We start from the raw sequence: 11,754 nt of genomic DNA, 5'->3' as shown, positions 1-11,754 counted from the left end.
GCTCGTGGCGGCCATCAGGGCCTGAGGAGGCCGTCGCTGGCCTCGCGCCGAAACGCCGCCTCCATCGCCCGGCCTCACTGAACGGCCATCGACCAAACTCCCCCATGGGTGCGTCAGCGCGTTTACACACAGCCTCGGTGGAAAGCCGCGGGCCCCAGGTGATGCGCCCATCACGCCGTGGCCTAGGCTCGCGCCTGCTGGCGCAGCAGGCCGGTCTGGCGGATGTTCAGGTTCAATATGAGCCAGAAGGGCTTCAATGCACCATCGTCGTGCACGCGGTTTCGGTCGCCTCCGCCGCCCACCGATCGGCGCCCCACACCCTTGGCGCCAGCCTCAATGATCCCACCTCCGCCTAGCGACCTCTGGCTCGACGCGCGCGGCCAGGAAGGCTGCTGATCCCGTCGGGCTGTGCTGGCGCGGCGGACCTCGGCCGCCGGCTGACTCAATCCAGGGGCTCGGGGAATTTGGGCAGGGCGTCGAAGTCGGCCTGGGCGTGTTCCAGCACCACCCGGGCGCCGGTGGATTTCGCCAGGGTCTCGACCTTGGCCATGCTGGCCAGGGGTCGGTACGATCTGGACGCTGCCGTCGTCGAAGACGTCGTAGGCCGCCTCGCCGTCGAAGGTGATGGTCTTGGCGCTCTCCAGGGCCGCATAGGCGCCGAAGCTGGTCTTGTCGGCCCGGGCCGTGGGGCGGAAGGCGTGGGCGCGTTCGCGGGCGTGGACGATCCAGGTGGACTTGGCGAACAGGCCGCCATTGCCGATGTGGTCGAAGTGGCTGTGGGAGACGGAGAGATATTCGATGTCGGCCGGGGCGAGGCCGAGTTGCTTGAGCTGGTCGGTCAGCTTGCGCTTGACCTCGACCCCCTCGGGGCCCTTGCCGCCGGGCAGGTCGGCGATGGCCTGGGGCACGCCGGTCTCCCACAGCAGGTCGCCCTTGGGATGGCGGATCAGGTAGCAGGGGACGATGAGCTCCTTGGCCTGGCCCTTATAGGCGCCGTCGTCGGCGAAGACGTCGGCGTCGGCCTGGCGGATGAGACCGCAGTCGAGGGTGTAGAGGGCCAGGCCCGGCGCGGCCTGGGCGGCGGGGGCGACGAGCAGCAGGGCGGCCAGGGCGAGGATCAGCTTCATGGGGCGAGGTTGCCTGCGGTTCGGCGGAGAGTCACGCGCCTCTCCCTGCTCGCGCCGGCCTTCGAGCGGGACCTGTGTTCGTGGGGTTCGTGGGGTTCGTGGTTCGTTTTCTGCCCGTCGTGGGGCCGCGAGGCTGATCAGATTGTCCACGAACCCCACGAACCACACGAACGGTGGGCCAGGCGAAGGCGGCGCAAGAAATCCTGGTGGCGCTTCGCGCCGGGATGCGCGGGGTTTGGCGTGTCGGAGGTCGGTGCTAGCCTGCCGGCAACAAGAGAGATTGGGGAGACGATCATGGGCGCGCTGGTGAAGGTGAGCGACGCGGGGCATGTGCGGACCATCGCGCTGAACCGCCCGGAGAAGAAGAACGCGCTGAGCCAGGAGCTGGCCTGGGGCGTGGTGGCCGCCGTCGACGAGGCGGCCAAGGACGACAATGTCTGGGTCGTGGCCATCACCGGGACCGGCGACGCCTTCTGCGCGGGGCTCGATCTGTCGGGGGCGCCGCCCTATTCGCCGCATCCGGCCATGACCGCCCAGCTGGACGACATCAGCTGGGTCGGGCAGTTCCTGCTGTCGATCCGCAAGCGCTGCGACAAGCCGGTGGTGGGCGGGATCAATGGCGTGGCGGTGGGGGCGGGCCTGGGCCTGGCCATGGCCACCGACGTGCGGCTGATCAGTTCGAACGCGCGGCTCATGGCCGGCTACACCCGGATCGGCGGCTCGCCGGACGCCGGGCTGACCATCACCCTGCCGCAGGTGATGGGCTATGAGAAGGCCATGCGCTTCATGATGGAGAACCGCACGGTGACGGGCGCCGAGGCCCTGGACTGGGGGATGGCCGGCGAGGTGGTGGACCAGGACCAGTTCGACGCGCGGCTGGCGGAATACTGCGCCTCGCTGTGCGAGTGGTCGCCCATCACCCTGCGCCTGCTGAAGCGCGGCATGGTGAAGTCCTCGGAGAGCCACGACATGGAGCAGCAGCTTCGCTACGAGGTCTCCAACATCGGCCGCGCCTTCGGCAGCCAGGACGGCAAGGAGGCCCGCGCTGCCTTCCTGGAGAAGCGCAAGCCGGTGTTCACGGGGCGGTAGGCCGGAACCCCGGCGGCGCGGCCGGCTTCTTCCTGGAAAGGGAGAGGCCGCATGCGGATCGCCACCTACAACGTCAATGGGATCAACGGCCGGCTGCCTAACCTGCTGGCCTGGCTGGAGAAGACCCAGCCCGACGTCGTGTGCCTGCAGGAGCTGAAGGCGCCGCAGGAGAAGTTCCCGCAAGGGCCCCTGGAGGCGACGGGCTACGGCGCAATCTGGCAGGGCCAGAAGAGCTGGAACGGGGTGGCGATCCTGGCCAGGGGATGCGAGCCGATCGAGACGCGGCGCGGCCTGCCGGGGGACCCCGATCCGGGCCAGAGCCGCTATATCGAGGCCGCCGTGAACGGAGTGCTGGTGGCCGGGCTGTACGCCCCCAACGGCAATCCCTATCCCGGGCCGAAGTTCGACTACAAGCTGGCCTGGCTGGCGCAGCTGGCGGCCCACGCCCAGACCCTGATGGCCAGCGGCCAGCCGGTGGTGATCGCCGGGGACTTCAACATCATTCCCACCGACGCCGACGTTTATAAGCCTGAACGGTGGGTGACAGACGCGCTGTTCCGCGCCGAGGTGAAGGCGGTCTATGCCGACCTGCTGGCGGCGGGCTGGACCGACGCCCTGCGCAAGCTGCATCCCGACGAACGCATCTTCACCTTCTGGGACTATTTCCGCAACGCCTGGGGCCGGGACGCGGGCCTGAGGATCGACCACCTGCTGCTGAGCCCGGCCGCCGATGCGCGGTTGCTGGCCGCCGAGGTGGACAGCTTCGCCCGCGCCGAGGCCAAGGCCAGCGACCACGCGCCGACCTGGATCGAGCTGGCGCAGGCCTAGTCGCGCGCCACCACCTCCTGGAGGGCGCGGGCCAGGTCGTTCTGCAGAAAGGGCTTGGCGAGGGTGGGCAGGGTCGGGTCGGCGCCCGGGGGCAGTTCGGCGTAGCCGGTGGCCAGGATCACCGGGACGCTCGGGTGACTGGCCCGGATCTCGTCGGCGAGCTGCAGGCCGGTGACCTGGGGCATGGCGAAGTCGGTGATCACCAGGTCGATCTTCTCGCGCTTCAGCACCGCCAGGGCGTCGCGGGCCGAGATGGCCGGGAAGACCGTGTGGCCGAGGTCCTCCAGCATGGCCACGGTGTTGAGCAGGACCAGGCTGTCGTCGTCGACCGCGAGCACCGTCAGGCTGCGCAGCGGCTGGATCGTCTCCGGCTCGCCGGCGCCCACGAAGACCTGGCGCTCGTCGCCGGCCGCCACCTGGGGCAGCCAGACCTCCACCGTGGTCCCCTCGCCCACCTGGCTGCGCACGGTCATCCGGCCGCCCGACTGCTCGGCCAGGCCGTGGACCATGGACAGGCCCAGGCCCGTGCCCTTGCCGATCCCCTTGGTGGTGAAGAAGGGCTCGGTGGCGCGCGCCAGGATCGCGGCGTCCATGCCATGGCCGGTGTCGGAGATGGTGAGCCGCACATAGTCGCCGGGCGGCAGGCCGATCTCGGTGGCCTCGCCCAGGGTCTCGGGCCGCGCCTCGATGCGGATCGCGCCGCCGTCGGGCATGGCGTCGCGGGCGTTGACCGCCAGGTTGAGCAGGGCGTTCTCCAGCTGGTTGGGATCGGTGAGCACCAGGGCCAGGCCGCGCGGGAACTGGGTCTCGATGCGCATGGCCGGCCCCAGGGAGCGCTGCAGCAGGCCGGTCATGCCGCGCACCAGGGTGGGGACGTCCACGGGGTCGAGCTTGAGGTCCTGCTTGCGGGCGAAGGCCAGCATGCGCTGGGTCAGGGCCGCGCCGCGCTGGGCGCCCTGCATGGCGTTGTCGATGAGCGGGGTGATCCGAGGATCGTGCGGCAGGCGCTTGCGCACCAGTTCCAGGCTGCCGAGGACCGCCATCAGCAGATTGTTGAAATCGTGGGCCACGCCGCCGGTGAGCTGGCCGATGGCCTCCAGCTTCTGGGACTGCAGCAGGGCCTCGCGGGCGTCGTCCAGGGCCTGCTGGGCGGCGCGGCGCTCGGTGACGTCGCGGGTGATCTTGGCGAAGCCGATCAGCTCGCCGCCGTCGTCGCGGATGGGGTCGATGATCACGTGGGCGAAGAACCGGCTGCCGTCCTTGCGGACCCGCCAGCCCTCCTGCTCGTAGCGGCCCTCGGCGGCGGCGATGGCCAGGGCCCGCCCCGGGGCGCCGGCCGCCCGATCCTCCGGCGTGTAGAAGCGGGAGAAGTGGCTGCCGATGACGTCGGCGGGGGCATAGCCCTTGATGCGCTCGGCGCCGGCGTTCCAGTTGGACACCATGCCCGACGGGTCCAGCATGTAGATGGCGTAGTCGGTGACCCCCTGGACCAGGATGCGGAACTGCTCCTGGCTGGCGCGCAGGGCGGCCTCGGCGATCTTCCGTTCGGTGAGGTCGCGGGTGATCTTCGCAAAGCCGATGAGGTCCCCCTGCGGGGTGCGGATCGGATCGATGATCACATGGGCCCAGAAGCGGCTGCCATCCTTGCGGATGCGCCAGCCCTCCCGCTCGAACCGCCCCTCCTGGCTGGCGATGCGCAGGGCGTTGGCCGGCGCGCCGTCGGCGCGGTCCTGCTCGGAATAGAAGCGGGAGAAATGCTGGCCGATGATCTCGTCGGCGGCGTAGCCCTTGAACCGCTGGGCGCCGGGGTTCCAGCTGGTCACCCGCCCGTCGGTGTCCAGCATGTAGATGGCGTAGTCGGTGATGGCGTCGATCAGCAGGCGGTGGCGGTCCGCCTCGCCGATGGTCGCCGCCTTCTCGCCCGTCTCACGCATCCACCGGCCCCCTCAACCTGCGCCTAACGACCAGTGCTGGGGGAGGTTCCCGCACCCATGGCCTAGGCTTGCACAGCTCCGGGGACGGGGCGAACGCCCAGTTCGGCCAGACGGCTGAGGTAGGTTTCGGTGCGCGCCGTCAGTTCGCCGATACCCATCAGCACCTGGGGCCGCGCACTGACCCGCGCAGGGACGATCACCCCGGCTCCGGACTTCTCCAGCAGGCCCATCTCCATCAGCCGGCGGACGTGGCGCCGGGTGGTCTCGTAGGGAAGGCTGAGGGTCTTGGCGACGGCATAGACCGAGACCGGCTCGCGGTCGCTGTCGCCGGGACCGACGGGCACCTCGGGATAGGCGGAGGGATCGTAGGCGTGCTGCTCGACATTGACGAAGGAGACGGCGCGCATGACCAGGGCGCCCAGGGCGTCGACCTCCAGGGTGCGGCCGATCAGGGCGAGGACGTCGAGGAAATAGTCGACCCCCAGCCGCACCACCTGCCGGCTCACATCGCCCGGCGGCGGATCGGTGACAGGGGTGGCGTAGCCGCCGGCGCTGTTCACCAGGTCCTGGGTCAGGGCCCAGTGGGCCGCCACCGCCTCCAGCATGGCGGCGCTGAAGAAGGCCCGGTTGGGGATGATCACGCCGCCGGGGACGGCCTCGCAGAGGTCCTCCTTGCGCAGCTTGGCGGCGTGACGGCGGACCGTCTCGTAGGGAATGCCCAGTTCCTTGGCGATGGCGTAGACCGTGACCGGCACGCGCTCGCTGTCGGGCGGAACGGCGTCCATCGCGGCGTAGCGCATGGCCCGGTCCGGGTCGCGGGTGAACTGGCGCATGTTGGCGCGTGCGATCGACAGGAAGGTGAGCGTGGTGACCAGGTCGCGGTCCACGGCCCGGTCGAGCAGGCGCACGATGTTGAGGAAGTACTCCGCGCTCTGCCGGGCGGTGAGCCGGCGGCTGTCGATCGCCGGGGACACCGAATCTGGAGGCGGGTGAATCATCAGCGAAGTTTAGGCCGCCTCGTCCACGCGGTACACAAGGCCGAGTCGCGACGTGACCCACCGGCGCCTTGCCAGCACGGGGCGGCGTTGACTACCACCGCCCGACACCCGCGGAGGACACCCCCATGCCCCAGTGGCTCACCGACGGCGCCCCCCATGTCTGGCGGCCCTATTGCCAGATGAAGACCGCGCCTGCGCCCCTGGCGGTGGCCCGGACCCGGGGCGCGCGGATCATCCTGGAGGACGGGCGCGAGCTGGTGGACGGCATCGCCTCCTGGTGGACCGCCTGCCACGGCTACAACCATCCCCACATCGCGGCCGCGGTGATGGCGCAGCTGGACCGGGCGCCGCACGTGATGTTCGGCGGGTTGGCGCACGAGCCGGCCTATCGGCTGGCCTCGCGCCTGGCCGCGCTGCTGCCCGGCGAACTGGACCACGTGTTCTTCGCCGAGAGCGGATCGGTGGCCGTCGAGATCTCCATGAAGATGGCCCTGCAGTACTGGATCAACCGGGGCGTGGCCGGGCGGACCAAGTTCGTCAGCTTCCTCGGCGGCTATCACGGCGACACCCTGGCCACGATGACCATCTGCGACCCGGAGGAAGGCATGCACGGCCTATTTTCCGGGGTCATGCCCGCCCAGCACGTGGTGGCCCTGCCCCGCGACGCGGAGAGCGAGGCGGCGCTGGACGCCCTGCTGGCGGAGAAGGGCCACGAGATCGCCGCCCTGATCGTCGAGCCCCGGGTACAGGGGGCGGGCGGCATGTTGCTGCACGACGACAGCGTGCTGGCGACCCTGCGCCGGCTGGCTGACAGGCATGGCCTGCTGCTGATTTTCGACGAGATCTTCACGGGCTTCGGGCGGACCGGGGACCTGTTCGCCTGCTCGGGCTCCGGGGTGATCCCCGACATCGTGACCCTGTCCAAGGCCCTGACCGGGGGCACCCTGCCCCTGTCGGCGGCCATCGCCAGCCGCAAGGTGTTCGAGGCCTTCTGGTCCGACGACGCCGGCGCGGCCCTGATGCACGGGCCCACCTACATGGCCAACCCCCTGGCCTGCGCGGCGGCTAACGCCTCGCTGGACCTGTTCGAGAGCGGCAGCTGGAAGGCCGACGTGGCGCGGATCAGCGCGGCCCTGGCGGAAGGCCTGGAGCCCTGCCGCGGCGCGCCCGGCGTCGTCGATGTCCGGACGCTGGGCGCCATCGGAGTGGTGGAGTTCGCCCAGGCCGTCGACGCCGGCGGCCTCTGCGCGCGGTTCGCCGAACTGGGCTGCTGGATCCGGCCGATGGGCAAGGTCGTCTACCTGACCCCGCCCTTCGTGACCTCGGACGCGGAGATGGCGCGGCTGACCGGGGCGATCAGGGCGGTGGTGGGAGCGTAATCACCGCTCACCCCGGCGAAGGCCGGGGCCCAGATGCATCCACCTCATTCCGGATGACTGGCTCAGATCGTGACCTACGATCTGGGTCCCGGCCTTCGCCGGGATGAGCGGGTCTATTAGGCCAGCGCCGCCTTCAGCTGCGCCGCGATCTCGTGGGCGGCGATGTCGATGGCTGGGGAGACGTCGCCCATGATCAGGAAGTCGTGGACCATGTCGGGGTATTCCTTGTGGGTCGCCTTTACGCCCGCGGCGTTGAGCCTGGCGGCGAAGTCGCGGCCTTCGTCCTTGAGGGGGTCGTAGCCGGCGGTGATCACCAGGGCGGGCGGGGTCCCGGCCACGTCGGCCGCTCCAAGCATGGCGCGGTGGGCCTGGGGGTGGCCAAGCGCGGCCAGGCACTTGTCGAACCAGGCGATGGCGGCCTTGGTCAGGACCGGGCCGTCGAGGTCCTTGCGCGACTGGGTCTCCTCATCGGGCCAGATGCCCGGATAGAGCAGCAGCTGGAAGGCGATCTTCCGCTGCGGGTCGTTCTTCATGTCGACGCTGATGGAGGCCGCCAGGTTGCCGCCGGCCGAGCAGCCGCCCACGGCGATGCGGGTGGGATCGACGCCGATCTCGGAGGCGTGGTCGAAGGCCCATTTGGTGGCCGCCAGGCAGTCGTCATGTCCCGCCGGGAAGGGGTGCTCGGGGGCGAGGCGGTAGTCGATGGCCAGGACCCGGACGCCCGCATAGGCGGCCATGCGGCGGCAGTGGCCATCATGGGTCTCCAGGTCGCCGATGGCGAAGCCGCCGCCGTGATAATAGACCAGCAGCGGGGTGACTGCCGGCGCGCCGGCCGGGACGTAGAGGCGAGCGGGCACCTGTCCGTCAGCGCCGTCGACCTTGATGTCGCTGGCGGTGACGTCCTTCGGGGCGTTCAGGTTCTGCGCTTGGCGCTGCATGCGGTAGCCGGCCCGAATCATCTCCGGCGGGATGGCGTTCAGGGGCGGCGCGGCTTGCCCGGCCGAGGCGGCCTCGGCGGCGTCGAGCATGGCTTTGATGTGCGGATCCATGGGGTCTTTCCTTGAGCTAGCCGACCTGGCGGTCGCGGCCTTCCCAGTAGGGTGCGCGCAGTTCACGGCGCAGCACCTTGCCGGAGGGGTTTCGGGGCAGGACATCGACGAAGTCGACGCTTTTGGGAACCTTGTAGCCGGCGATCAGCGGCCGGCAGTGGGCGATAATGTCAGCGGGGTTTCCGGTCGCGCCGGGGCGCAGGACCACCATGGCCTTCACCGCCTCGCCCCAGGGGTCGTCGGGCACGCCCACCACGGCGGCGTCGGCGACATCGGGATGGGCGAACAGCGCGTTCTCAACCTCGGCCGGATAGACGTTCTCGCCGCCGGTGACGATCATGTCCTTCACCCGGTCGTGGATGAAGAGGTAGCCGTCGGCGTCGAAGAAGCCGGCGTCGCCCGAGCCGAACCACCCCTGCGCGTCGATGGCCTGGGCGGTGGCCTCGGGACGGTTCCAGTAGCCCTTCATGATGCCGGGCGAGCGGATCTCGATCTCGCCCACCTCGCCGGTCTGGGCGTCGCGGCCGTCGAGGCGGATGCGCACCTCATAGCCCGGCGAGGGTTTGCCGCAGGCGCGCAGCTTGCCGAGCTTGGGATCATGGGCCGAGGGGGGCAGGTAGGCGCCGCCGCCGATGGTTTCGGTCAGGCCGTAGAGCTGGGAGAACTCCGAGCCGAAGCGGTCCTGGGCGCGCTTGAGCACCTCCTCGGAGATCGGCGAGGCGCCGTAATAGACGTGCTCAAGCGTGGTGAGATCGGCGTCGGTCATCGCCGGATGCTGCAGCAGCATGTTGATCAGGGCCGGCGCCAGGAAGGCATGGCGGATCTGGTGCTCACCAGTCAGGCGCAGCAGCAAGGCCGGATCGACCTCGCGCATGACCACCGTGCGCGCGCCCTGCAGCAGGGCCAGCATGCCGAGATTGGCGCCGGCCACGTGGAACAGGGGCATGGCCACCAGCACCCCGTCGCCGGGCTCGAACCGCGCCCAGACCTTGGTGGCCCCATCGAAGCAGTGGGCGTAGTTGGTCTCGGTGAGTTGAACGCCCTTTGGCAGGCCGGTGGTGCCCGAGGTGTAGAGCTGAATGACGTCGTCGTCGGGCAGCGCCGTCAGGTTCGGATCGACAGCCGGCTGCTCCGCCAGCCAGGCGCGGAAGGCCTCGCCGAAGACCACGGTGGTGGCCAGCTCCGGCAGGTCGAGACCGGCCAGCAGGTCGGCATAGTCCTCACCCACCACGACGAGGCGGCAGCCGGCGTCCTTGAGGATGAACTCCACCTCCGGGGCCGCGAGCCGCCAGTTCACCGGGGTCAGGCAGACCCGCGCCTTCAGGCAGCCGAACCAGAGGACGAAGAAGTCGTCGTTTCCCTTGGACAGGGTTCCGATCCGGTCGCCGGGCTGGGCGCCGGCGGCCATCAGGGCCTGGGCGCACTGGGATGAGAGGACGTCGAGCTGGGCATAGGTGGTGGCGCGGCCCTCGAACCAGAGAGCCTGTGCGACAGGGCGAACGCGCCCATGATGACGCGCCACGTCGGCCACGCACGAGATGTCCTGGGACATCGATCCTCCCGCCTCGCCGGCCCCTCGAGACGGGGGCCCGGCCATCTGAATTCGCACCAGATGGCCGGGATGGCAACGCCGGGTTTGGGCGCCGCGACGTCAGGTGGCGGCGGCAGTCGACAGCTCGTAGGGGGTCGCCTTGTTCTCGGCGATCCAGCGGGCCTCGGCCTGCGAATTGGCCGGCGGCGGGCGCAGGCCCTGGATGGACCAGAGGTCGAAGGGGGTCTCGTCGATGTGGAATTCCCAGTCGAAACCCCGGTCGCGGATGAAGGGGGCCATCGCCTCGTCGCAGGCCTTGATCCACCAGGCCTTGGCCTCGGGGGTCGGCAGGGTGCGGGCGATGTGATCGACCCAGATACGCACGAACCTGTCGGCCGGTTCGCCGCCGACGAAGAAGGAGTCCGCAGGCACGGCCTGGAAGACAACCCCGACATAGAACTTGGGCAGGCGGCTGTAGAGGGCGGTGATGACCTGGGACAGGGCGTGCTTGTCCTCGACCGAGAAGGCGTCGACGGGATGATAGATCTTCCAGAGCGGCATGGGAGCCTCCGTTTTCAATGATGATGATTATCATCATAATGGATCGAGGCTGTCAAACCGCAGGGTCATTGCCCAGGCGGAGCCTGGGTTCTATTGATGATGCTTGTACGCAAAAAGGAGTGACGCCATGCGCATCAGCCGTGACCAGGCGCAACAGAACCACGACCGGGTGGTGACCACGGCGGCCGCGATGTTCCGCGAGCGGGGCTTCGACGGGGTGGCGGTGGGCGACCTGATGAAGGCCGCCGGGTTCACCCACGGCGGGTTCTACAACCACTTCAAATCCAAGGAGGCGCTGTCGGCGCAGGCGCTGGACCAGGCTTTCCGCCAGATGGATGACCACCGGGCCGGGGTGGAGAGCCTGGATGACCTGCTGGCCCAATACCTGTCCGAGGCAGCCCGCCGGGCGCCGGGGAAGGCGTGCCCGGCCGCCGCCCTGGCGGGAGACGTGTCGCGACAGGGCGAGCCTGTGAAACAGGTCTTCGCCGAGGGATTCGAGCGGATGGTGGAGTCGATGGCCGCCCGCCTTCCCGAGGGACCGGAAGCGCGGGGTGAGGCCATCGCCCTGCTGGCGCGAATGGCGGGCGCGCTGGCCTTGGCGAGAGCGATGCCGGAGTCTTCAGACTTGGGTCGGGAGGTGCTTGCCGCCGCCTTGCAGAGCTGCCGGGCGGACGCCGCGCGCCTGACGGGCGAGGCGAACCAAAAACCCCCGGAGCTGAGCTCCGGGGGTCGGTAGGGTCTTGGACTATTCCGCGGCGGGCTTCGGCGCGTAGCCGAGGATCGCCTTGGTTTCCAGGAACTCGTGGAAGCCGAAATCGCCCCACTCGCGCCCGTTGCCGCTCATCTTGTAGCCGCCGAAGGGGGCCATCATGTCGCCGCCGCCGCCGTTGATCGACACCTGGCCGGCGCGCAGCTTCTTGGCCACGTCGCGGGCCTTGGAGAGGTCCTCGGCCTGCACATAGGCGGCCAGGCCGTACTCGGTGTCGTTGCCGACCTCGATGGCCTGTTCGAGGGTGTCATAGCCGAGGATCGACAGCACGGGGCCGAAGATCTCTTCCTTGGCGATGGTCATCTCGTTGGTGACGTTGGCGAAGACGGTGGGCTTCACATAGTAGCCCTTGTCCAGGCCCTCCGGGCGGCCGACGCCGCCGGAGACCAGGGTCGCGCCCTCGTCGATGCCGGCCTGGATCAGCTTCTGGATCTTGTTGAACTGGATCTCGGAGACCACGGGACCCAGCTGGCTGTTGCCGTTCGGGTC

The 11,754-nt window shown here is 69.6% G+C and carries 11 protein-coding genes; 4 read left to right on the top strand and 7 right to left on the bottom strand.

Going from position 1 to position 11,754, the window contains the following annotated elements; all coding sequences use genetic code 11:
* Positions 1 to 182: 182 nt before the first annotated feature.
* On the bottom strand, positions 183 to 1,127 hold the full coding sequence (locus Q8N10_RS15495) for an MBL fold metallo-hydrolase (RefSeq protein ID WP_304780851.1): 945 nt from the start codon (positions 1,125 to 1,127) through the stop codon (positions 183 to 185).
* Between the two features lie 294 nt (positions 1,128 to 1,421).
* Between Q8N10_RS15495 and Q8N10_RS15490 the strand changes: the two genes are divergently transcribed.
* Together Q8N10_RS15490 and xth are read left to right on the top strand one after the other, a co-directional pair.
* The gene (locus Q8N10_RS15490; protein WP_304780849.1) at positions 1,422 to 2,216 is read left to right on the top strand and encodes an enoyl-CoA hydratase/isomerase family protein; all 795 of its coding nucleotides are present in this window, start codon (positions 1,422 to 1,424) and stop codon (positions 2,214 to 2,216) included.
* Positions 2,217 to 2,267: 51 nt separating this feature from the next.
* Positions 2,268 to 3,044 (top strand): exodeoxyribonuclease III, encoded by a 777-nt coding sequence (gene xth / locus Q8N10_RS15485; protein WP_304780845.1) that lies wholly within the window; start codon positions 2,268 to 2,270, stop codon positions 3,042 to 3,044.
* Here the strand turns inward: xth and Q8N10_RS15480 are convergent.
* Together Q8N10_RS15480 and Q8N10_RS15475 are read right to left on the bottom strand one after the other, a co-directional pair.
* Positions 3,041 to 4,978: a PAS domain-containing sensor histidine kinase gene (locus tag Q8N10_RS15480; protein ID WP_304780843.1), complete on the bottom strand. Its 1,938-nt coding sequence runs from the start codon at positions 4,976 to 4,978 to the stop codon at positions 3,041 to 3,043. The two genes, xth and Q8N10_RS15480, sit on opposite strands and share 4 nt — an antisense overlap.
* A 62-nt stretch (positions 4,979 to 5,040) precedes the next feature.
* Positions 5,041 to 5,952 carry a hypothetical protein gene (locus Q8N10_RS15475; RefSeq protein WP_304780840.1) on the bottom strand — a complete coding sequence of 304 codons (912 nt, stop codon included), beginning with the start codon at positions 5,950 to 5,952 and terminating at the stop codon, positions 5,041 to 5,043.
* A gap of 149 nt (positions 5,953 to 6,101) precedes the next feature.
* Between Q8N10_RS15475 and Q8N10_RS15470 the strand changes: the two genes are divergently transcribed.
* Positions 6,102 to 7,355 carry an adenosylmethionine--8-amino-7-oxononanoate transaminase gene (locus Q8N10_RS15470; RefSeq protein ID WP_304780837.1) on the top strand — a complete coding sequence of 418 codons (1,254 nt, stop codon included), beginning with the start codon at positions 6,102 to 6,104 and terminating at the stop codon, positions 7,353 to 7,355.
* Positions 7,356 to 7,471: 116 nt separating this feature from the next.
* On the opposite strand, the gene Q8N10_RS15465 is transcribed toward Q8N10_RS15470, so the two are convergent.
* From Q8N10_RS15465 to Q8N10_RS15455, 3 genes are all read right to left on the bottom strand, one after another.
* Positions 7,472 to 8,404 carry an alpha/beta hydrolase gene (locus tag Q8N10_RS15465; RefSeq protein WP_304780833.1) on the bottom strand — a complete coding sequence of 311 codons (933 nt, stop codon included), beginning with the start codon at positions 8,402 to 8,404 and terminating at the stop codon, positions 7,472 to 7,474.
* Between the two features lie 16 nt (positions 8,405 to 8,420).
* Entirely contained in the window at positions 8,421 to 9,956 is a 1,536-nt protein-coding gene (locus tag Q8N10_RS15460) for a long-chain-fatty-acid--CoA ligase (RefSeq protein ID WP_304780831.1), read from the bottom strand.
* Between the two features lie 99 nt (positions 9,957 to 10,055).
* Positions 10,056 to 10,496 (bottom strand): tautomerase family protein, encoded by a 441-nt coding sequence (locus Q8N10_RS15455; RefSeq protein WP_304780828.1) that lies wholly within the window; start codon positions 10,494 to 10,496, stop codon positions 10,056 to 10,058.
* A 127-nt stretch (positions 10,497 to 10,623) separates the two neighbouring features.
* Between Q8N10_RS15455 and Q8N10_RS15450 the strand changes: the two genes are divergently transcribed.
* A complete protein-coding gene (locus Q8N10_RS15450; protein ID WP_304780826.1) occupies positions 10,624 to 11,232 on the top strand; it encodes a TetR/AcrR family transcriptional regulator in 609 nt (202 codons plus the stop codon).
* Between the two features lie 9 nt (positions 11,233 to 11,241).
* Here the strand turns inward: Q8N10_RS15450 and Q8N10_RS15445 are convergent.
* Positions 11,242 to 11,754 (bottom strand): aldehyde dehydrogenase family protein (locus tag Q8N10_RS15445; protein ID WP_305663955.1); only part of this gene is annotated, 513 nt, incomplete at its 5' end.

This window comes from Phenylobacterium sp. (assembly GCF_030693625.1).
Taxonomy (GTDB): domain Bacteria; phylum Pseudomonadota; class Alphaproteobacteria; order Caulobacterales; family Caulobacteraceae; genus Phenylobacterium; species Phenylobacterium ferrooxidans.
This window is presented reverse-complemented; position numbering and strand designations above follow the sequence as displayed.

Bases quoted from the DNA above. Each gene is read 5' to 3' on its own strand.
- Q8N10_RS15495 (WP_304780851.1), bottom strand. From the start codon at position 1,127: ATGAAGCTGATCCTCGCCCTGGCCGCCCTGCTGCTCGTCGCCCCCGCC.
- Q8N10_RS15490 (WP_304780849.1), top strand. From the start codon at position 1,422: ATGGGCGCGCTGGTGAAGGTGAGCGACGCGGGGCATGTGCGGACCATC.
- xth (WP_304780845.1), top strand. From the start codon at position 2,268: ATGCGGATCGCCACCTACAACGTCAATGGGATCAACGGCCGGCTGCCT.
- Q8N10_RS15480 (WP_304780843.1), bottom strand. From the start codon at position 4,978: ATGCGTGAGACGGGCGAGAAGGCGGCGACCATCGGCGAGGCGGACCGC.
- Q8N10_RS15470 (WP_304780837.1), top strand. From the start codon at position 6,102: ATGCCCCAGTGGCTCACCGACGGCGCCCCCCATGTCTGGCGGCCCTAT.
- Q8N10_RS15465 (WP_304780833.1), bottom strand. From the start codon at position 8,404: ATGGATCCGCACATCAAAGCCATGCTCGACGCCGCCGAGGCCGCCTCG.
- Q8N10_RS15460 (WP_304780831.1), bottom strand. From the start codon at position 9,956: ATGTCCCAGGACATCTCGTGCGTGGCCGACGTGGCGCGTCATCATGGG.
- Q8N10_RS15455 (WP_304780828.1), bottom strand. From the start codon at position 10,496: ATGCCGCTCTGGAAGATCTATCATCCCGTCGACGCCTTCTCGGTCGAG.
- Q8N10_RS15450 (WP_304780826.1), top strand. From the start codon at position 10,624: ATGCGCATCAGCCGTGACCAGGCGCAACAGAACCACGACCGGGTGGTG.